We start from the raw sequence: 19518 nt of genomic DNA, 5'->3' as shown, positions 1-19518 counted from the left end.
GTCCAGGTGCGGGAACAACACCCCGAACTTCAAGGCGAGTCGATCCCGAATCTCATGAGGTATTCCCATACCACGTCAACGAGCCAAATCGCCGGAAGCAACACGTTGAATCTCTGCGAGCCCTAAGGCACGAGCGGGATGACGGCGAAGGAGGGCGCGGGGTTCGGGCAGTTACCGCTGTTCGTCGCGCTGCTCTGAGGGATCGCCACGACGCACACGGTCGGGATCAGCCACGGGCGGCCACCGGGCGACGGCGCCCGGTGGAAACGGCCGCCATGGCCGGGACGGCCGCGAGGCACGCGCAGGCCCACGGGGCCGAAAGGGCTGACAGGGCCGAAAGGGCTGACAGGGCCGACACGGCCCACCACGCGCCGCTCGCGCCCCCGCACGCGGCCCGGGCCGCCACCGACCCGCGACCCGGCCCCGACGGGCGCCATGGACCCCATGACGGTCCGTCTGGCGATCCTGGGCGTGTGGGGTTCGCACTGCTCGCGGCCCGGCTGCTGACCCGCTCCCCCACGGACGCGCCGCCCGCCGGGGCTGCCCGGCTCCTGCTGCGCGCGCTGTGGCCGCACCCCCGCCGGTCCACGCTCCCGAGCCGGTACGGCTCGTACGCGCACGTGGGGCGCCCCACACGTTTCCATCAGGACATCGCGTCGCACTGACGATTACACTGACCCCGTGCCTCAACTACGCCTCGCTCTGAATCAGATCGACTCGACCGTCGGCGACCTCACCGGCAACGCCGAGTCGATCGTGCACTGGACCCGGCATGCCGCCGAGCAGGGCGCCCACCTCGTGGCGTTCCCCGAGATGGCGCTGACCGGCTACCCCGTCGAGGACCTCGCGCTGCGGTCGTCCTTCGTCGAGGCCTCACGCGACGCCGTGCGCGCGCTCGCGGTGCGCCTCGCGGACGAAGGCTTCGGTGAGATCCCGGTCGTCGTCGGCTATCTGGACCGCTGTGAGAAGGCCCAGCCCCGCTACGGGCAGCCCGCGGGCTCCCCGCAGGACGCCGCCGCCGTGCTGTACCGCGGCGAGGTCGCGCTGTCCTTCGCCAAGCACCATCTTCCCAACTACGGCGTCTTCGACGAGTTCCGGTACTTCGTGCCCGGCGATTCGATGCCGGTCATCCGGGTCCACGGCATCGATGTCGCCCTCGCCATCTGCGAGGACCTGTGGCAGGACGGCGGCCGCGTCCCGGCCACCCGGTCCGCCGGAGCCGGCCTGCTGCTGTCCATCAACGCCTCGCCGTACGAGGTGCACAAGGACGACAGCCGCCTCGACCTGGTGCGCAAGCGCGCCCAGGAGGCCGGCTGCACCACGGCGTACATCGCGATGATCGGCGGTCAGGACGAGCTGGTCTACGACGGCGACTCGATCGTCTGCGACCGGAACGGCGAAGTCGTCGCGCGCGCCCCGCAGTTCTCCGAGGGCAGCATGCTGCTCGACCTGGACCTGCCGGCCGCCGACCCCGACGCGCCGACGGGCATCGTCGACGACGGGCTGCACATCGACCGCGTCGTCCTCTCCGAGGACCCCCTCCCGGCGTACGAGCCCGAGCTGGCCGGCGGTTACGCCGAACGCCTGGAGGACGACGAGGAGGTGTACACGGCGCTGGTCGTCGGCCTGCGCGCGTACGCCGCCAAGAACGGCTTCAGCTCCGTCCTGATCGGCCTGTCCGGCGGCATCGACTCGGCGCTGGTCGCCGCGATCGCCTGCGACGCGCTGGGCGCGCAGAACGTCTACGGCGTCTCGATGCCGTCGAAGTACTCCTCGGACCACTCCAAGGGCGACGCGGCCGAACTGGCCCGGCGTACCGGGCTGAACTACCGGACCGTGGCGATCGAGCCGATGTTCGACGCGTACATGGGTGCGCTGGAGCTGACCGGGCTCGCCGAGGAGAACCTCCAGTCGCGGCTGCGCGGCACGACGCTGATGGCCATCTCCAACCAGGAGGGCCAGATCGTGCTCGCGCCGGGCAACAAGTCCGAGCTGGCGGTGGGCTATTCGACGCTCTACGGCGACTCCGTCGGCGCGTACGGGCCGATCAAGGACGTCTACAAGACGTGGATCTTCGCCCTCGCGAGGTGGCGCAACAAGGCAGCCGAGGAGCGGGGCCAGACCCCGCCGATCCCGGAGAACTCCATCGCCAAGCCGCCGAGCGCCGAACTGCGGCCCGGCCAGGTCGACACGGATTCGCTGCCGGACTACGACGTGCTCGACCGGATCCTGGAGCTGTACGTCGACCGGGACCAGGGCCTGGAGCGGATCGTCGAGGAGGGCTTCGACCGGGAGCTGGTCGCGAAGATCCTGCGGATGGTGGACACGGCGGAGTACAAACGACGGCAGTACCCGCCGGGCACGAAGATCTCCGCGAAGGGCTTCGGCAAGGACCGGCGACTGCCGATCACCAACCGGTGGCGCGAGTCGGTCTGACCGGGTCGCAGAAACGGTACGGCGGAGGGCAGGGCCACCGGACCCACGGACGGGCTGAAGGAATTCAGCCCGTCCGGCGTTCGAGGACGCGCCCGAAGGGCGTCCGGGGCCGGGGCCTGCCCCGCCCACGCGGCCGCAGCCGCAGCCGCAAAATGTCACAGCGGGATCACAGCGGGAAGGGGCGGGTAGGGGAAAAGCCCCCGTCAGGACACCGAGTCCCGCTCCCGTTCGCGCGCCACGCCCGACGCCACCACCCTGGACGGGTTCGGTGTCCGGTCGAGCAGCCCGGCCGTCACCGCGATCCCCAGACCCACGGCGGCCAGGACCGCGCCCACCAGCGTCGGGGACATCCAGCCCCAGCCGGCAGTGATCGCCATGCCACCGAGCCACGCGCCGCCCGCGTTCGCGATGTTGAACGCCGAGTGGTTGGAAGCGGAGGCCAGCGTGGGAGCGTCCTTGGACTTGTTCATCACCAGCATCTGGAGCGGTGTCGTGGTCATGAAGCCGACCGCGCCCAGCACCACCACGGTGACCAGCGCCGCCCACTGCACGTGCGCGGTGTAGTTGAACGCGAGCAGTACGACCGCCAGCGCGCCCAGCGAGCCGTACAGCGTGGGCCGCAGGGCCCGGTCGGTCAGCGGGCCAGCGACCAGTGCGCCGAGTGTCATGCCGATACCGAAGAGGGCAAGCACCACGGTCACCGAGGACTCGCCGAAGCCCATCACCTCGGTCGTCATCGACGCGAGGTAGGAGTACACGGCGAAGACACCGGCGAAGCCGAAGACGGCCGTGAGCAGGCCGAGGAGGACCTGCCGGTTGCCCAGCGCGCGCAGTTCGCGGCCGAGGCTCTGGTGCGCGTCCACGGGGATGTGCGGGATCAGCCGGGCGAGTGCGGCCATCGCCACCAGGCCGATGACGGAGACCACCAGGAACGTGGCGCGCCACCCCAGGTGCTGCCCGAGGAGCGTCGCCAGGGGGACGCCGACGATATTGGCGACCGTGAGGCCGAGGAACATCGTCGCGACGGCCCGCGCCTGGCGCCCGTCGGTGACGAGCCGGGCGGCGACCACCGCGCCGACGCCGAAGAAGGCGCCGTGCGGCAGTCCGGCGAGCACCCGGCCCGCCACCAGCCAGCCGAAGCCGGGGGCCAGTGCGGAGGCGAGGTTGCCGACGGTGAAGAGGGCCATCAGGAGCAGCAGCATGCGCTTGCGCGGGATGCGCGAACCGAGGGCCGTGAGCAGCGGGGCCCCGATCACGACGCCGATCGCGTACGCCGAGACGAGGTAGCCGGCGGTGGGCACCGAGGTGCCCAGGTCGTCCGCGACATTGGGCATCAGGCCCATCATCACGAACTCGGTGGTGCCGATGCCGAAGGCGCCGACGGCTAGGGCGAGCAGGGCTACGGGCCGGGGCGGCCGGGACATGGGGAACCTTTTCGACGAGAGAGAGCATGGGGACGTACGAGAACTACGTTCCCGTACTGAACAAAGTCTCTCAGGCAAATTGTTCCGCGACGTAAACGCGGGGTTGCGGCAGCCGGACCAGCGGGTCAGATCTGGACGCGGGCCGCGATCGGCAGATGGTCACTGCCCGTCTCCGGCAGCGTCCAGGACGACACCGGGTCGATGCCCTTCACCATGATCTGGTCGATCCGCGCCATCGGGAACGACGCGGGCCAGCTGAAGCCGAAGCCGTCGCCCGCCGCGCCCTGGGTGGAGCGCATCTGCGAGGTGACGGCGTTCAGGGACCGGTCGTTCATGGTGCCGTTGAGGTCGCCGAGCAGGACGATCTTGCCGAGCGGGTCGCGGGCGATGGCCTCGCCGAGCGCGTCGGCGCTGGCGTCGCGCTGTCCGGCGGTGAAGCCCGCGTTGAGCTTGACCCGTACCGACGGCAGGTGTCCGAGATACACACCGACCTTGCCCGCGGGCGTCGTCACCGTGGAGCGCATGGCCCGGATCCAGCCCATCTTGATGTCGACGGAACGGGTGTCGGTCATCGGGTACTTGCTCCACAGCCCGACGGTGCCCCGCACCGAGTGGTACTTGTACGTGCCCGACAGGGCCTGCTCGTACGCCGGCACCGCGCTCGCCTTGAGCTCTTCGAGCGCCACCACGTCGGCCCCCGAATCGACCAGCACCCGGGCCGTGCCCTGGGGGTCGGAGTTGTCGGCGTTGACGTTGTGGGTGGCGACCGTGAGGTTGCCGCCGCTGAGCGACTTGTCGGTGAGCAGGCCGCCGAAGATGTTGACCCAGACGAGGGCCGGCAGCAACAGGGCCACCAGTGCGGTCGCGGAACGCCGCACTACGCCGATGACCAGCAGGACCGGGACGCCCAGGCCGAGCCAGGGCAGGAAGGTCTCGTTGAGGCTGCCGAGGTTGCCGATGGAGTTGGGGATCTGCGCGTGGAAGACCATCAACAGGGTGAGCAGAACCGCGCAGAGGGCGAGGACGATGCCCCGCCGCCAGATGCCGCGGCTGCGCCGCAGGCGTTCGAACAGGCGCCGGATCCGGGGTCCGGAGTGCTCGCTCTCGGAGCTGCCGGTGCCGGTGTCCGTCATGTACGCCTGCGTCATTCCGCTTCCCTCACTGCCTTGCCGTGCCACGCCCGTTACTGACCCTAGGCGATGACCGACGTCTTTCCCCGCCGTCCCGCGCGACGGCCGTACTGCCACAAGGACGACATCGGGCCGTGGCGGGTTCCAGCAGTTACGGCCGACAGGGCCGCTGTGACGAAACGCGCATATGAGGACGCCGGTCAGCGCGGCGGGCGCAGCCCCTCCAGGGCCGCGTCGACGATGCGCGTGGCCAGGTCGTCGTCAAGTGTCGCGGCGGGCCTGATGACGGTCCGCACCAGCATGGGGCCGACCACCAGGTCGTTCAGCAGCTCGATGTCGAGGTCGCCGCGCAGTTCGCCCTCGGCGATGCCCCGCCGCAGCACCTCCAGCGTCTGGCGGCGCCGCGCCTCGATCACGGTGCTGTGGTACTCGTCCCAGAGCTTGGGGTAGGTCTTCATCTGCGCGAAGACGTTGTGCAGGAGGACCGAGGAGCGCTTCGCCACGCCGCGCAGGCGCAGGGCCTCAAGGAGGGCGATCAGGTCGTCGCGTACGGATACGCCCGGCAGTTCGGGGTCTGCGGGCTCCATGGTCCGCAGTACGTCGACGAAGAGCTCCTCCTTGCCCTTCCATCGGCGGTAGATGGTGGCCTTGCCGACACCGGCGGCCCGTGCGATGCCCTCGATGGAGAGCTCGGCGAGCGGGACGCCGTCCTCCAGGAGCTGGACGACGCCCTCGACGATGGCCAGCTCGACGGCCTCGCTGCGGGGGCGCCCGCGGCGCGGCGCGCCCCCTGCGGGCTGCTGCCCTCGCCCCTGCCCGGGCCGTTCCTCGGGAGCCACGTCAGGTTCACCTCTCGCCGTATGTCCAGGTGCTCATTCTCCCCGGTTCGGGGAGGCGGCCGGCCACCGCTCCCCCGCGACGGGCGGTCAGCGGCGGGCGGCCGGGGCCCCGGTGTCCGTGTGCTCTTCGGCGGCGGCCTTCGGGGGCCTGCCCGGCAGGAAGGCGGCGACCACCGCGGCGCCGATCAGCGCGACCGCGGCCGAGCCCAGCGCCGTGACATGCATGGCGCTGAGGAAGGCGTCGTTGGCCGGGCCGATCAGCGCCTTGCCCGCCGGGCCGAGCTTGTCCGCGACACCGAGGGTGCCTTCGATCGACTCGCCCGCGGCCTTGCGCGCGGCGGCCGGCAGCGCGCCGAACCGGTCCAGGGTGCCTTCGATCTCGTTGCGGTAGACCGCGGAGAGCAGCGATCCCAGGACGGCGACTCCGAGAGCGCCGCCGACCTGCCGGAAGGTGTTGTTGACCGCGGAGCCCGAACCGGCCTTCTCGCGGGGCAGCGCCTGCATGATCGAGACGGTGACCGGCGGCATGACGTGCGCCATCCCGGTGCCCTGGATGAAGAAGACAACCCCCAGAAACCACAGCGGGGTGTCCGCGTCGAACAGGGCGAAGGCGGCGAGGCAGACCGCGACGAGCAGCATGCCCACGGTGCACACGGCGCGGGCGCCGAAGCGCTCCACGACGTGCCGGGCGCGCGGCGAGAAGATCATCTGCGCGACGGCCAGCGGCAGGATCAGCAGGCCGGCCTGGAGCGCGCTGTAGCCGCGGACGCTCTGCAGATAGAAGGCGGAGAAGAAGGTCACGCCCATCAGCGCGAAGAAGACCAGCGCGATGGCGGCGACGGCGGCGGAGAAGGCGGGCTTCTTGAAGTACGCCATGTCGAGCGACGGGTGGCTGCTGCGCTTCTCGTACAGCACGAAGGCGGTCAGGACGGCCAGGCCGCCGAGGACGGCAGCCAGCACCGTCGGATCGGCGAAGTCGCCGAGTTCGCCGCCGTGGATGATCCCGTACACCAGCAGCACCAGGCCGACGACGGACAGGCCCACGCCGACCAGGTCGACGCGGCCGGGGTTGGGGTCCTTGGAGTCGGGGACCAGCAGGACCATCGCGACCAGGGCGACGATCACGACCGGGACGTTGACCAGGAAGACCGAGCCCCACCAGAAGTGCTCCAGGAGCACGCCGCCGGTGATGGGCCCGATGGCGATGGCGAGACCGACGCCGCCCGCCCAGATGCCGATGGCCTTGGGCTGCTCCTCGCGCTCGAAGACGTTCATCAGGATGGCCAGGGTGGCGGGCATCACGAAGGCGGCGCCGAAGCCCATCACCGCCCGGTACGCGATGAGCTCAGTGGGCGACGCGGACGCGGCGGCGAGCGCGGAGCCGATGCCGAAGACGACGATGCCGAAGAGCAGCACCCGCTTGCGGCCGAACCGGTCGCCCAGGAGCCCCGAGGTGAAGAGCAGGCCCGCGAAGACGAGCGTGTAGGAGTTGATCGCCCACTCCAGCTCGCTCTGGGTGGCGCCGAGGCCGCCGGGCGCGGGCCCGGCGATGGTTTTGACCGCGACGTTCAGGATCGAGTTGTCCAGCACCACGATCAGCAGGCTGAGCATCAGTACGGCGAGGATGACCCAGCGGCGGCTGTGCACGGTTTCCGGTATCCGGGGAGCCTCGGGAGGACGGGGGGTCGACATGCCGAGACCGTACCTCTATTTGAATACGGCACCGTATCGTATTGTAAAGACTTTGCCTTCCGGGTGCTTTACGGGCGCCGATCCGCTTCCCGTCGGGCGACGGTTGATGCCACCATGGAGGTGATCCGGGGACGCCGTCAGGGCGCCTCGAGATGACGAAGGAGCACTGGCCATGTCGCTTCAGGCTGCCCAGAAGACACCCGCCGACAGCGGCAAGACGCTGTACGGCGGCAAGGGGACGCGCCGCATCACCGTCCACGACATCGCTGCCGCCAAGGAGCGCGGCGAGAAGTGGCCCATGCTCACCGCCTACGACGCGATGACCGCCTCTGTCTTCGACGAGGCAGGCATCCCGGTCATGCTCGTCGGCGACTCCATGGGCAACTGTCACCTCGGATACGAGACCACCGTGCCCGTCACGATGGACGAGATGACCTTCCTGTCCGCCGCCGTAGTACGGGGCACCAAGCGCGCCCTCATCGTCGGCGACCTGCCCTTCGGCTCGTACCAGGAGGGCCCGGTACAGGCGCTTCGCAGCGCGACCCGGCTGGTCAAGGACGCGGGCGTGGGCGCGGTGAAGCTGGAGGGCGGCGAGCGTTCGCTGGCCCAGACCGAGCTGCTGGTGCAGGCCGGGATCCCGGTCATGTCGCACCTGGGCCTGACGCCGCAGTCCGTCAACACCCTGGGCTACCGGGTGCAGGGCCGCGGCGACGAGGCCGCGCACCGGCTGGTGCGGGACGCCAAGGCGGCGCAGGACGCGGGCGCGTTCGCGGTCGTGCTGGAACTGGTGCCCGCCGAAGTGGCCGCCGAGGTCACCCGCTCGCTGCACATCCCGACCATCGGCATCGGCGCCGGGCCCGACACCGACGCGCAGGTCCTCGTCTGGACGGACATGGCGGGCATGACGGGCGGCAAGGTGCCGCGCTTCACCAAGCAGTACGCGAATCTGCGGCAGACCCTCGGGGACGCGGCGAAGACGTTCGCCGACGATGTCGTCGGAGGGGCGTTCCCGCAGGAGGAGCACACCTTCCACTAGTCCCTGACGCTTGTTGCCGGCGCTTGCACCTGCGTCACCTGCGCCTTCCCTCAGCCACTGTCGCACCACGGCGGCCCGCCGACTCCCCCGTCGGCGGGCTGTCGGCATTCTGTCGGCCGGATGTCAGTGGCGGGTGCTTCCATGGTCGGCATGACGCGAATCAACAAGAGCCCCACGGACGGCGCCAACGCCGTCGAGGTGCGGGGACTGGTCAAACACTACGGCGAGACCAAAGCACTGGACGGCGTGGACCTGGACGTCCGGGAAGGCACCGTACTCGGTGTCCTCGGACCCAACGGCGCCGGCAAGACCACACTCGTACGCTGCCTCTCCACCCTGGTCCAGCCCGACGCCGGCACAGCCGTCGTGGCCGGTTTCGACGTGGTGAAGCAGCCCCGGCAGCTTCGCCGCACCATAGGCCTGACCGGGCAGTACGCCTCGGTCGACGAGAAGCTCGTCGGCTGGGAGAACCTCTACATGATCGGGCGGCTGCTCGACCTGTCCCGAGGCGCGGCCCGCAAGCGCGCGGACGAGCTGCTTGAGCGCTTCTCGCTCACCGACGCCGCGAAGAAGCCGGTCATGCAGTACTCCGGCGGTATGCGGCGGCGGCTGGACCTGGCGGCCTCGATGATCGGGCAGCCCGCCGTGTTGTACCTGGACGAGCCGACGACCGGCCTCGACCCCCGCACCCGCAACGAGGTGTGGGCCGAGGTCAAGCGGATGGTCGACGAGGGCGTCACCGTCCTGCTCACCACGCAGTACATGGAAGAGGCCGAGCAGCTCGCGAGCGAGCTGACGGTCATCGACCGCGGCCGGGTCATCGCGGGCGGCAAGGTCGACGAGCTGAAGGCGAAGGTCGGCGGCCGCACCCTGGAGGTCCGCCCGGTCGACCCGGGCCAGCTGCCCCTGATGGCACTGGCCCTGAGCGAGGCGGGCCTCGACGGCATCGCCGGCTCGCAGATCGTCGACAGCGAGAATCAGCTGTACGTGCCGATCCTCAGCGACGAGCAACTGACCGCGGTGGTCGGCCTGCTGGGCGCGCGCGGCTTCGGCATCGCGCACATCGGCACCCACCTGCCCAGCCTGGACGAGGTGTTCCTGGCCATCACGGGCGAGAAGACCAGCGACGCGACGGAGAGCAAGGACGCCCAGGACGAGGACGCCCAGGGCGCGAGTATCAAGGACAAGGAGTTCGCGGCATGAGCGCGGCGACAGTGACACCGGCCGCGACGCCCGCGAAGGTGCGCGACAACGAGGGCCGGATCGGCCTGCGGGCCAATCTGCGGCACATCGGCGCCCTGGCGCGCCGCAATGCGCTGCAGATCAAGCAGGACCCGGAGTCGATGTTCGACGTCCTGTTCATGCCGATCATCTTCACCCTGCTGTTCGTGTTCGTCTTCGGCGGCGCGGTGGCGGGCAAGGGCAATCAGGCCGAGTACGTCAGCTATCTGGTCCCCGGCCTGATGGCGATGATGGGCATGAACGTCTCGATGGCCGTCGGCACAGGCATCAACGAGGACTTCCAGAAGGGGGTCATGGACCGGTTCCGGACGATGCCGATAGCGCGGTCCTCCGTCCTCGTGGCGAAGATCGTCGTCGAGGTCGGCCGCATGATGGTGGCCTTCACGATCCTGCTGATCGTGGGCTTCCTGCTCGGCCTGTCGGTCGAGACGTCGCCGCTGCACGTGCTGGGCGCGGTCGGGCTTTCGCTCCTCTTCGGCGCCTCGCTGATGTGGATCTTCATCCTGATCGGGCTCACCGTGAAGACCGCGCAGGCCGTGCAGGGGTTGGCGATGCTGGTACTGATGCCCCTCCAGTTCGGTTCCTCGATCTTCACCCCGCCCTCGACGATGCCGGGCTGGCTGCAGACCTTCACCGACTACAACCCCCTGTCGAACTTGGCGGACGCGGCACGTGGACTGTTCATCGGCGGCCCGATCGCCCAGGACGTGTGGATGACGCTGGGCTGGGCGGCGCTCATCACACTGGTCAGCGCCCCGCTCGCGATCTCCAAGTTCCGCAAGAAGACCTGACGCACAGGCCTGACGGACGGGAGGGCGCGATGGACGGCACGGGGGTCCGCCCATCGCGCCCGGCGTCAGACGAGGGCGACGGCCTCCTCCAGAGTGAGGGTGCGGCCCTCCGCGTACGCCGCCTCGTAAGCGGCGTCGCCCAGTGCGGCGCGCGTCGCCGTCTCGGCGTCCGTCCTGGCTTCGCGCTCCTGCCCGGTCGCGAAGTGGCCGGGCGGCAGCAGAGCCTCGTAGGCGCCGAGCAGCCGGGCGGCGTCCGGGGCGTGCCGGGGGCCGCCGAGGCCCGCCAGTGCGCGGGCGGCGGTCATCAGGTGGGCCGCGGGCATCTGTGGGGCGACCATCCGCGACAGTGGCTCGCAGGAGCGCGCCAGAGCTCGGCGGACCCCGGTGAGCGCCCGGCCGTGTCTGCCGTCCAGGTTGTCCAGCCAGCTGATGAGGCCGAGGACGAAGCCCTCGAAGATCGCCAGGTTGGAGCGCTTGAAGTCCTTTCTGACCTTGTCCAGTTGGGCACGGGCCTCGGCCGTCCGGCCCGTGCGGCCCAGCCACATCGCCAGATACAACCGGGCGGCAGGCTCGTGCTCATGACCGCGATTGCGGACCGTGGCCAGGATGTCCCGCAGCATCGCCTCGGCCTGCTCGCCGTCGCCCGTCTCCATCAGCACGCCGGCCAGCCGCGCCCGCAGCAGGGACACCTGCACATACGCGCCGAGTCGCCGCGCGTGCCCGACGGCGGCGCGGAAGTCACTCGCGGCGAGGGCGAATTCGCCGCTGCGTTCGTGCGCCTCTCCCCGCGCGGACAGCGCTTCGGCCGCGCCCCACGAGTCGCCGAGCCGAGTGAAGATCTCCAGGCTCTCGTCGGCGTCCCGGCTCGCGTCGCCCACCCAGTCGCTGCGGTTGGCGAGGATGTTGGCCCGCGTCTGGAGGGCGGCGGCGAGCTCCCATTCGTAACCGAACTCGCGGCTGGCGTCGACGGTCGCGTCGACGACCTCCCTCAGTTGCCCGACCTCGCCGGTCAGCATGATCGCGAAGAACCAGAGTGTGCCGGGGGCGCGGCAGGTCTGCGGCAGACCCGGCCGGTAGACCTGTACGACGCGGCGCAGCCAGGCCAGGCCCTCAGTGGTGGTCCAGTCGTCGAACTCGTGGTTCATGCTGGCCAGATGGATCAACCGGGCGCCGCGCCGGGCCTCCATGAGCTGCTCGGGGGCCATCGGCGGCGGGGCGTCCGTGCAGCGCTCGTGCAGGGCGGGGGCCGGGGTGATCGGCGACTCGAAGGGGTCGGGGCCGAGTTCGGCGGCGGCCAGGGACCAGTGCCGGGCGTCGGCGCGCAGGTCGCGGATCTGCCAGTACCAGGCGAGGCAGTGGACGAGGCAGAGCGCCTCGTGCTCGTCGCGGGCGGCGACAGCGCGGCGCAGTGCGGTGCGCAGGTTCTCGTACTCGGCCTGGAGGCGGCTGATCCAGACGTGCTGCCTGCTGCCGCGCAGCAGGGGGTCGGCGCGGCGGGCCAGCTCGCGGAAGTGGACGAGGTGGCGGCGCTCGGCGCCCACGCGCTCGCCCGCCTCGTCGAGGCGCTCTGCCGCGTACTCGGCGACGGTCTCCAGGAGGCGGTAGCGCATGCCAGTGCCGTCCGTGTCGTCCGCGTCGCCCGGGTGGGCGTGCTCCTCGGAGGGGCCGAAGCCCTCAAGGGCTTCGCTGTTCTCGGGGCCCCCGGCCCCACCCCAAGGGGCCGCCACCACAAGGGACTTGTCGACCAGGGAGCCGAGCAGCTCCAGTGCGTCGGGGCCGCACACAGCCTCGACGGCGGTCAGGTCGCAGCCACCGGCGAAGACGGACAGGGCGCGCAGAGCCGCCCTCTCCTTCTCGTCCAGCAGGTCCCAGGACCAGTCCACGACCGCGCGCAGCGTCTGCTGGCGCGGCAGCACGGTACGGCTGCCGCCGGTGAGGAGCCGGAATCGGTCGTCGAGGCGGTCGGCGATCTGCCGCGGGGTGAGCATCCGCAGCCGGGCGGCGGCCAGTTCGATGGCGAGCGGCAGCCCGTCCAGGCGGCGGCAGATCTCGGCGGCGGCCGCAGGGTCGTCCTCGATCCGGAAGCCGGGCTTCGCGGCGGCGCCGCGGTCGGCGAGGAGCCGCAGGGCCATCGGGTCGGGCAGTGGCTCCACGGGCCGTACGACTTCGCCCGGCACGCCCAGGGGCTCGCGGCTCGTGGCCAGTACGGTCACCCCCGGGCAGCGGGCGAGGAGTTCCTCGGCGAGGCGTGCGGCGGCGCCGATGACGTGCTCGCAGTTGTCGAGCAGGATCAGCATGTGGCGCCGGGAGCAGTGCTCGGTGAGGAGCAGCAGCGGGTCGTCCCCGTGCCGTTCGGCAACGCGCAGTCCCTCGGCGCCCGCCCTCCGCAGCACGGTCTCCCGGGCGCCGAGCGCGGCGAGTACGGCTTCGGGCACGGTCGCCGGGTCGTCGACGGGCGCGAGCTCGGCCAGCCACACCCCGTCCGGCCAGGCCGCGTCACCGGCCTCGGCGGCCTCCTGGGACAGCCGGGTCTTGCCCGCGCCGCCGGGGCCGAGCAGCGTGACGAGCCGGGCGCCCGCGAGGTCGTCCCTGACGACCTCGATATCGGTCTCGCGCCCCACGAAGGAGGTCAGCCGGGCCCGGAGGTTGCCTGCGGCGGGGCGGGACGTGGTCAGTGGCCCGGGGTCGGTGCGGGAAGACTGCCCTGCGTCGGGGGACGGGTGGGTGGGGCCGGGGGACGTGGGCCCGGGGTCGGGCACGCGGCCGTTGCCCCCTGCCCCGCCCCTTCCCGGAACCGAGGCCGGGCCCCCGGAGCCCGCTGTACGCCGGTCGGCCGACGCCGACGCCGACGCCGCCGTCCCGGCTGCCGGACGGCCCGCCGCACCAAGTCCACCGGCCTCGGCGCCGTACGCCGAGATCCGCGCTCCTTCCACCACCCGACGGCCGCCGCCGTCCGGGCCGCCCCATGCGCCGCTGCCGTTCACGGCGGGCCGGTGCGCCGAGGGCCGTCCCCCGCCCGTGCCGGGGTCGGTGGGCGCGGCGACCCCGAGCGGGGACGGGGTCAGCAACTCGGCGTGCAGGGCGCGCAGTTCCGGTCCCGGGTCGGCGCCCAGGCGGGCGGCCAGGTCCCGGCGGACCTCCTCGTACGCCGCGAGTGCCTCCGCCGTGCGGCCGGCGTCACGCAGTGCGCGCAGGCGCAGCGCCTGGAGCAGTTCGTCAATCGGGTGGTCGTCGCAGAGCGCGGCGAGTTCCGGCAGGGCCTCTTCCGCCCGGCCCAGCGCGAGCGCGGCCGTGAGGCGGGCGCGGCGGGCGGTCAGCCGACGGGCCTCGCAGCCCGCCGCCTCGGCCGTACGGTCGGGGAGATCGGCCAGCGCCGGCCCGTGCCACAGGCCGAGCGCGTCGTCGAGCAGGTCGGCGGCCCGGCCGGAATCGCCCTCGTCCAGAGCCCGTACGCCCTCCGCCGTGAGCCGCTCGAAGCGGTACAGGTCGACGTCCCGCGGCTCGGCGCACAGCCGGTAGCCGCCGTCCACGGAGGTGATCGCCGCATGGCCGAGCGCCCGCCGCAGCCGCCCGACCAGGGCCTGCAACGCCCCGGTGGAATCGGCGGGCCCGGCGCCGCCCCACACCTCCTCGGCCAGCGCGCCGACCGGCACCGTACGCCCGGCCCGCAGCGCCAGCACGGTCAACAGCGCGCGCAGCCGCGCCCCGCCGATGGCGACGGGCGTGCCGTCGTCGCGGAGTGCCTGCGTGGGGCCAAGAATGCGGTAGCGCACGCGTCCATTGTCCGGGACGCCCAACCCCCCACCCACCGCGCACCTCCGGACGGGGCGCCTCCGGGTGGCGCGGCTTCGGCTGCCGGCCGTCGTACAGGATCCGCGAAAGCGCCACGCATCCAGCTTTGCCGGAACTCCCGCCGCCGCGCGAGACGTTTTCGCAGTGTCACCGGTACGGTCGGGCACCACGCCCGAGCGGCGTCCGGCCAGTGCCCGGGCGGCCCCGGCCCGCTGCCCAACCGGTATCCGACCGGTGTCCGTCCGATGCCCGCACCCCAGGAGTCCGCGCATGACCACCGCCATCACCCGTCGCGACCGGCGGATCAGCCCCGTCTTCCTCGGGATCGTCGCCGTCATGGCGGTCTCCGGCTGGGCGGTGTGGACGGAGTTCTCGGTGAGCGTCGGCTTCGCCGTCTTCCTCTTCGTCACGTCCGCGTGGATCGTCTCGCTCTGTCTGCACGAGTACGCGCACGCCCGCACCGCCCTGCACAGCGGGGACATCTCCATCGGCGCGAAGGGCTATCTGACCCTCAATCCGCTCAAGTACACGCACGCGCTGCTCAGCATCGTGCTGCCGGTGCTCTTCGTGATCATGGGTGGCATCGGGCTGCCGGGTGGCGCGGTCTTCATCGAGCGGGGTCGCATCCAGGGCCGCTGGAAGCACAGCCTGATCTCGGCGGCGGGTCCGCTGACCAATGTGCTGTTCGCGATCGTGTGCACCGCGCCGTTCTGGCTGGGCGCGCTGGACGGCGTACCGGATGTGTTCCGTTACGCGCTCGGATTCCTCGCGCTGCTCCAGGTGACGGCCGCGATCCTGAACTTCCTGCCGGTGCCGGGCCTCGACGGTTACGGCGTGATCGAGCCGTGGCTCTCGTACAAGATCCGCAGGCAGGTCGAGCCGCTCGCGCCGTTCGGGCTGCTGCTGGTCTTCGGTGTGCTGTGGATCCCCGGGGTCAACCACCTCTTCTTCGACGCGGTCGACGCGGTCCTGCGGGTTCTGGGCGTCACCAACTGGGACACGTCCTGGGGCCAGCAGTTCTACCGCTTCTGGCAGGGCGATCCGAACGTACCGGCGATCACTCCGTAGCGGACCCGGAGGAGGCGGCCGTCCGGTCGGCCTTCGCCCTGCGGTGGTAGTACCACGCCATGTTCGACGCGACCGCGGCGAGCAGGATCCAGACGACCCCGATCCACCGGCCCTGGACGAAGGCCACCACTGCGGCGGCGACGGCGAGGACGCATACGACAAGGGCGTACACGGCGAGGCGGGGCATGGGGGGTGGCTCCTGTCCGGCGGCTGACTGCTTCCGGACCAGTGTCCCCCATGCCCCGGTCGTGCTCATACGTCGGTCGGACCCGACGGGTCATACCCGACGGGTCATACCCGACGGGTCGGACCTGCACGTCGGTCCTATACGTCGGTCACGCGCAGGCCGGCGTGCGCCTTGTAGCGGCGGTTGACCGAGATCAGGTTGGCGACCAGCGACTCCACCTGGTGGGCGTTGCGCAGCCGCCCGGCGAAGACGCCCCGCATGCCGGGGATACGGGCCGCCAGCGCCTGCACGAGGTCGGTGTCGGCACGGACCTCGCCGAGCACCATCACATCGGTGTCGATCTCCTCGACGGACGCGTCCTGGAGCAGCACCGCCGACAGGTGGTGGAAGGCCGCGGTCACCCGCGAGTCGGGCAGCAGGGCGGCGGCCTGCTCGGCGGCACTGCCCTCCGCCGGCTTCAGCGCGTACGCGCCCTTCTTGTCGAAGCCGAGCGGGTTCACACAGTCGATCACGAGCTTGCCCGCGAGCTCCTCGCGCAGCGACTCCAGTGTCTTGGCGTGCCCGTCCCACGGTACGGCGACGATCACGATGTCGCTGCGGCGTGCGCACTCCGCGTTGGTCGCGCCCTCGACACCGAGGCCCAGCTCGTCGGCGGCGCTCTGCGCGCGCTCGGCGGCCCGCGAGCCGATGATCACCTTCTGGCCGGCCCTGGCCAGCCGGTAGGCGAGCCCGCGCCCCTGGTCCCCGGTGCCGCCGAGCACGCCGACGACCAGCCCGGATACGTCGGGGAGGTCCCAGGGGTCCTTGGCTGCGGGCTTTTGCGCACTGTCAGTGGAAGTCATGAGCCGACCCTACTTGTTGGTAGCGCGCTCTTCCGGGTGAGGCACGGTCATTCGGCGGCGGCCCCCGTCGGGGGTCCGACAGGATGCGGGACATGGATGCCGTACGTGTCGCGCTGCTGCGTGAAGTCCTCGCGGGGACCGAATGGTTGGGGTCCACGCGGCGGTTCGCCGGGGCGTTGCGGTCCTTTGTCGTGCCACAGGGCGGCGGCCTGCTGCTCGTGGGGACCCAGCAGTACGAGCCGTGGCATCTGGCCGCGCATCTCGTCGACGAGGCGGCCTGGTCCGGGCTGACGGCACTGAACCCCACGCTCGTACGCCATCGGGTGCGGCCCGGGGAGCCCGCGCATCTGTCGGTCGGGCTCGGCAGGATCGAGGCGGCGCGGCGGGGCGAGACGCTGCTCGTCGTGGCGCCGGGGGGGCCGGAGGCGGGCCTGCTGGAGCGGGTGCACGACGCGCGGCGGGCCGGGGCGACCGTGCTGTCGCTGGACGGGGGCGACCGGGAGATCCGGGGGCTCGCGCACGAGTCGCTGTCGGTGCCCGCGGGGGGCGATGTGGATCTGGACACCGTGCAGCATCTGGTCAGTGCGGCGGCCGGGGAGAACGTGCTGCCCGCACCCCGGGGACCGAGGCGGTTCCGGGACCGGCTGTCCCGGCTCGCCGATCAGCTGACGGCGCCGCCGCCGGAGCGATGGTAGCGGGGCCGCGGAGGCGTGGGCAGGGGTGCGGGTGGCGGGGCGGGAGTGGCCGGGGGCGGGAGTGGCCGGGGGTGCCGCTGCGCGGGGCTGTCCCCTACCCGCCCTTCCCGAAGCCTGGGCTCCGGTCCTCACACGCCGGACGGGCTGAAATGGGCGGGGTGAAGCGAGGGCAGCCCCGGCCCCCGACTTCGAACCCCGGACGGGCTGAAAATGCCGCGCAGCACCGGAAAGCCTCAGCCCGTCCGGCGGGCCCCGGGGTCTACCCCCCGTCCTCCCCCTGCGCCGCGTTCTTGTCGTGCCACTTGGGATCGTTCTCCCACTGGAGGTTGCGCGCCGCCGCCGTCTCCATCGCGTGCCTGGCCTCCTCCCGGCTCGCGTACGGACCGAACCGGTCCTTGCCCGGACAGTCCGGGCCTTCCTCGACGGTCTTGTGCTCCAGGCAGTAGAACCACTCGCCCGGCTTTCCGACCGTCCGCTTCTTGAACAGGGCCATCGTCGGCTCCTTCCTCTGCCGCCATGCTGCCCGATGGCGGCTGGATACACTCGTTGGCATGTCTGGCCAGTCGCTTCTCGTACCCGGGGAGATCTCTCCCACCCGTTCCGTCCCCGGCAACATCCGGCGTCCCGAATACGTCGGGAAGCCGAAGCCCACGCCGTACAAGGGCCCGGAGGTGCAGGAACCCGAACTTGTCGAACGGATGCGCATCGCGGGCCGCATCGCCGCGCAGGCGATGGAGGCGGCCGCCAAGCACATCTCGCCCGGTGTGACCACGGACGAGCTCGACCGGGTCGCGCACGACTTCATGGTCGATCACGGCGCGTACCCCTCGACGCTCGGATACCGCGGTTATCCGAAGTCACTGTGCAGCTCCGTCAACGAGGTCATCTGCCACGGCATCCCGGACTCCACGGTGCTGCGCGACGGCGACATCGTGAACCTCGACGTGACGGCGTACATCAACGGTGTACACGGCGACAACAACGCCACCTACCTGTGCGGCGACGTCGACGAGGACTCGCGACTGCTGGTGGAGCGCACCCGCGAGTCCCTCGCCCGCGCCATCAAGGCCGTCAAACCGGGCCGCCAGATCAACATCATCGGGCGGGTCATCGAGTCCTACGCCAAGCGCTTCGGCTACGGCGTGGTGCGGGACTTCACCGGTCACGGCATCAACACGTCGTTCCACTCCGGGCTGATCGTGCCGCACTACGACAGCCCGCACGCCACCACCGTCATGCAGCCCGGCATGACCTTCACCATCGAGCCGATGCTCACGCTGGGTACCCACGACTACGACATGTGGGACGACGGCTGGACCGTGGTGACGAAGGACCTGAAGCGGACCGCGCAGTTCGAACACACGCTCGTCGTGACGGAGACCGGCGCGGAGATTCTCACCCTGCCGTAGAGGAAGACGGGAAGGGTTCCCCGGAGGAGCCGCAAAGGGAGCCTCTGGGGCAGCCGCAAAGGAAGCCGCAGAAGGAGCTACAAAGAAAAATGGGGCGTAGCGTTTTTACCGACAGGCCGTCGGGAACCAATTGACTTAGGCATACCTGAGCAGGAAGATCGGGGTCGGCGGCTGACGCAGCTGCCAACGCGCGCCCCTTCCTCCTTCTTCCCCCCTCGGTCCCCGGAGGCCCGCCTTGGACGCAACCGCCACGGCCGTCACCCCGTTCTCCACGCTGATCCGTACCGTTACGCACGAGCAGCACACCGAGGTGAACACCTCCTCCTTCATGAGTGACCTGCTCGACCGCCGGCTCGGTGTGGACGCGTTCACGCGCTACACCGAGCAGCTGTGGTTCGTGTACCGCGCGCTGGAGGACGCCGCCGACTCCCTGCGGAACGACCCGGTCGCGGGCCCGTTCATACAGACCGAACTGATGCGCACCGCCGAGCTGGAGCGCGACCTGGCGCATCTGCGCGGCGCCGACTGGCGCGACGGCCTGGTGCCGCTGCCCGCGACCGCGGCGTACGCGGAGCGCATCACCGAGTGCGCGCGTACCTGGCCCGCCGGGTATGTGGCGCACCACTACACCCGCTACCTCGGGGATCTGTCGGGCGGTCAGGTCCTCCGTGATACGGCGGAGAAGACCTGGGGCTTCGAGCGCAAGGGCGACGGCGTGCGCTTCTATGTCTTCGAGAAGATCACCAACCCCGCCGCGTTCAAACGAGGTTACCGCGAGCTGCTCGACCAGGTGAACGCGGACGATCTGGAAAAGCAGCGCGTCATCGACGAGTGCAAGCGCGCCTTCGACTTCAATGGCGCGATGTTCCGCGAGCTGAGCGGGGAGTTCCCACTCAGCGCGTAGTGGTTCTCTCCGAACGCTGAACGCCGCTTGT

At 71.0% G+C, this 19518-nt stretch carries 17 protein-coding genes; 9 read left to right on the top strand and 8 right to left on the bottom strand.

The features are described 5' to 3' along the window. Positions 1-473: 473 nt before the first annotated feature. Positions 474-665: a hypothetical protein gene (locus QMK30_RS34690; protein WP_283522323.1), complete on the top strand. Its 192-nt coding sequence runs from the start codon at positions 474-476 to the stop codon at positions 663-665. A gap of 16 nt (positions 666-681) precedes the next feature. After that, positions 682-2436 (top strand): NAD+ synthase, encoded by a 1755-nt coding sequence (locus QMK30_RS34685; RefSeq protein WP_283522322.1) that lies wholly within the window; start codon positions 682-684, stop codon positions 2434-2436. 203 nt (positions 2437-2639) lie between these two features. On the opposite strand, the gene QMK30_RS34680 is transcribed toward QMK30_RS34685, so the two are convergent. From QMK30_RS34680 to QMK30_RS34665, 4 genes are all read right to left on the bottom strand, one after another. Then, positions 2640-3860: an MFS transporter gene (locus tag QMK30_RS34680; protein WP_283522321.1), complete on the bottom strand. Its 1221-nt coding sequence runs from the start codon at positions 3858-3860 to the stop codon at positions 2640-2642. Between the two features lie 125 nt (positions 3861-3985). After that, positions 3986-5008, bottom strand: coding sequence for an endonuclease/exonuclease/phosphatase family protein (locus tag QMK30_RS34675; protein WP_283522320.1), 1023 nt, complete (start codon positions 5006-5008; stop codon positions 3986-3988). Positions 5009-5190: 182 nt separating this feature from the next. After that, positions 5191-5829, bottom strand: coding sequence for a TetR/AcrR family transcriptional regulator (locus tag QMK30_RS34670; protein ID WP_283522319.1), 639 nt, complete (start codon positions 5827-5829; stop codon positions 5191-5193). An 87-nt stretch (positions 5830-5916) separates the two neighbouring features. Continuing rightward, a complete protein-coding gene (locus QMK30_RS34665; RefSeq protein ID WP_283522318.1) occupies positions 5917-7521 on the bottom strand; it encodes an MFS transporter in 1605 nt (534 codons plus the stop codon). 172 nt (positions 7522-7693) lie between these two features. Between QMK30_RS34665 and panB the strand changes: the two genes are divergently transcribed. The 3 genes from panB (at position 7694) to QMK30_RS34650 (ending at position 10590) form a co-directional block, all read left to right on the top strand. Beyond that, positions 7694-8557 (top strand): 3-methyl-2-oxobutanoate hydroxymethyltransferase, encoded by an 864-nt coding sequence (gene panB, locus QMK30_RS34660; RefSeq protein ID WP_283522317.1) that lies wholly within the window; start codon positions 7694-7696, stop codon positions 8555-8557. Between the two features lie 150 nt (positions 8558-8707). Beyond that, complete coding sequence (locus QMK30_RS34655) at positions 8708-9760, top strand: ATP-binding cassette domain-containing protein (RefSeq protein ID WP_283522316.1); 1053 nt, start codon at positions 8708-8710, stop codon at positions 9758-9760. Beyond that, positions 9757-10590 carry an ABC transporter permease gene (locus QMK30_RS34650; RefSeq protein ID WP_283522315.1) on the top strand — a complete coding sequence of 278 codons (834 nt, stop codon included), beginning with the start codon at positions 9757-9759 and terminating at the stop codon, positions 10588-10590. The genes QMK30_RS34655 and QMK30_RS34650 overlap by 4 nt, the downstream gene beginning before the upstream one ends. Before the next feature lie 65 nt (positions 10591-10655). On the opposite strand, the gene QMK30_RS34645 is transcribed toward QMK30_RS34650, so the two are convergent. Next, positions 10656-14363: an AfsR/SARP family transcriptional regulator gene (locus QMK30_RS34645; RefSeq protein WP_283522314.1), complete on the bottom strand. Its 3708-nt coding sequence runs from the start codon at positions 14361-14363 to the stop codon at positions 10656-10658. 289 nt (positions 14364-14652) lie between these two features. Here QMK30_RS34645 and QMK30_RS34640 point away from each other — a divergent pair, with 289 nt between their 5' ends. Further along, positions 14653-15450, top strand: a complete 798-nt coding sequence (locus QMK30_RS34640; RefSeq protein ID WP_283522313.1) for a site-2 protease family protein — start codon at positions 14653-14655, stop codon at positions 15448-15450. Here the strand turns inward: QMK30_RS34640 and QMK30_RS34635 are convergent. Together QMK30_RS34635 and npdG are read right to left on the bottom strand one after the other, a co-directional pair. After that, a complete protein-coding gene (locus QMK30_RS34635) occupies positions 15440-15637 on the bottom strand; it encodes a hypothetical protein (protein ID WP_283522312.1) in 198 nt (65 codons plus the stop codon). The genes QMK30_RS34640 and QMK30_RS34635 overlap by 11 nt on opposite strands. A 137-nt stretch (positions 15638-15774) precedes the next feature. Further along, positions 15775-16479, bottom strand: coding sequence for an NADPH-dependent F420 reductase (gene npdG / locus QMK30_RS34630; RefSeq protein ID WP_283522311.1), 705 nt, complete (start codon positions 16477-16479; stop codon positions 15775-15777). Positions 16480-16571: 92 nt separating this feature from the next. Between npdG and QMK30_RS34625 the strand changes: the two genes are divergently transcribed. Beyond that, positions 16572-17174: a hypothetical protein gene (locus QMK30_RS34625; RefSeq protein ID WP_283522310.1), complete on the top strand. Its 603-nt coding sequence runs from the start codon at positions 16572-16574 to the stop codon at positions 17172-17174. A gap of 259 nt (positions 17175-17433) precedes the next feature. Here QMK30_RS34625 and QMK30_RS34620 read toward each other — a convergent pair whose 3' ends face one another. After that, positions 17434-17667 carry a hypothetical protein gene (locus tag QMK30_RS34620; protein WP_283522309.1) on the bottom strand — a complete coding sequence of 78 codons (234 nt, stop codon included), beginning with the start codon at positions 17665-17667 and terminating at the stop codon, positions 17434-17436. A gap of 58 nt (positions 17668-17725) precedes the next feature. Here QMK30_RS34620 and map point away from each other — a divergent pair, with 58 nt between their 5' ends. Together map and QMK30_RS34610 are read left to right on the top strand one after the other, a co-directional pair. Then, positions 17726-18583, top strand: coding sequence for a type I methionyl aminopeptidase (gene map / locus QMK30_RS34615; protein WP_283522308.1), 858 nt, complete (start codon positions 17726-17728; stop codon positions 18581-18583). A gap of 235 nt (positions 18584-18818) precedes the next feature. Then, positions 18819-19487, top strand: a complete 669-nt coding sequence (locus QMK30_RS34610; protein ID WP_283522307.1) for a biliverdin-producing heme oxygenase — start codon at positions 18819-18821, stop codon at positions 19485-19487. Positions 19488-19518 lie beyond the last annotated feature (31 nt).

Origin of the sequence: Streptomyces sp. H27-C3 (assembly GCF_030063415.1) — a bacterium.
Lineage (GTDB): Bacteria > Actinomycetota > Actinomycetes > Streptomycetales > Streptomycetaceae > Streptomyces.
Note: the sequence above shows the minus strand (reverse complement) of the source record. Positions and strands in the feature narration are given on the sequence as shown.

Bases quoted from the DNA above. Each gene is read 5' to 3' on its own strand.
- QMK30_RS34680 (WP_283522321.1), bottom strand. From the start codon at position 3,860: ATGTCCCGGCCGCCCCGGCCCGTAGCCCTGCTCGCCCTAGCCGTCGGC.
- QMK30_RS34675 (WP_283522320.1), bottom strand. From the start codon at position 5,008: ATGACGCAGGCGTACATGACGGACACCGGCACCGGCAGCTCCGAGAGC.
- QMK30_RS34665 (WP_283522318.1), bottom strand. From the start codon at position 7,521: ATGTCGACCCCCCGTCCTCCCGAGGCTCCCCGGATACCGGAAACCGTG.
- panB (WP_283522317.1), top strand. From the start codon at position 7,694: ATGTCGCTTCAGGCTGCCCAGAAGACACCCGCCGACAGCGGCAAGACG.
- QMK30_RS34655 (WP_283522316.1), top strand. From the start codon at position 8,708: ATGACGCGAATCAACAAGAGCCCCACGGACGGCGCCAACGCCGTCGAG.
- QMK30_RS34650 (WP_283522315.1), top strand. From the start codon at position 9,757: ATGAGCGCGGCGACAGTGACACCGGCCGCGACGCCCGCGAAGGTGCGC.
- QMK30_RS34640 (WP_283522313.1), top strand. From the start codon at position 14,653: ATGACCACCGCCATCACCCGTCGCGACCGGCGGATCAGCCCCGTCTTC.
- QMK30_RS34635 (WP_283522312.1), bottom strand. From the start codon at position 15,637: ATGCCCCGCCTCGCCGTGTACGCCCTTGTCGTATGCGTCCTCGCCGTC.
- npdG (WP_283522311.1), bottom strand. From the start codon at position 16,479: ATGACTTCCACTGACAGTGCGCAAAAGCCCGCAGCCAAGGACCCCTGG.
- QMK30_RS34625 (WP_283522310.1), top strand. From the start codon at position 16,572: ATGGATGCCGTACGTGTCGCGCTGCTGCGTGAAGTCCTCGCGGGGACC.
- QMK30_RS34620 (WP_283522309.1), bottom strand. From the start codon at position 17,667: ATGGCCCTGTTCAAGAAGCGGACGGTCGGAAAGCCGGGCGAGTGGTTC.
- map (WP_283522308.1), top strand. From the start codon at position 17,726: ATGTCTGGCCAGTCGCTTCTCGTACCCGGGGAGATCTCTCCCACCCGT.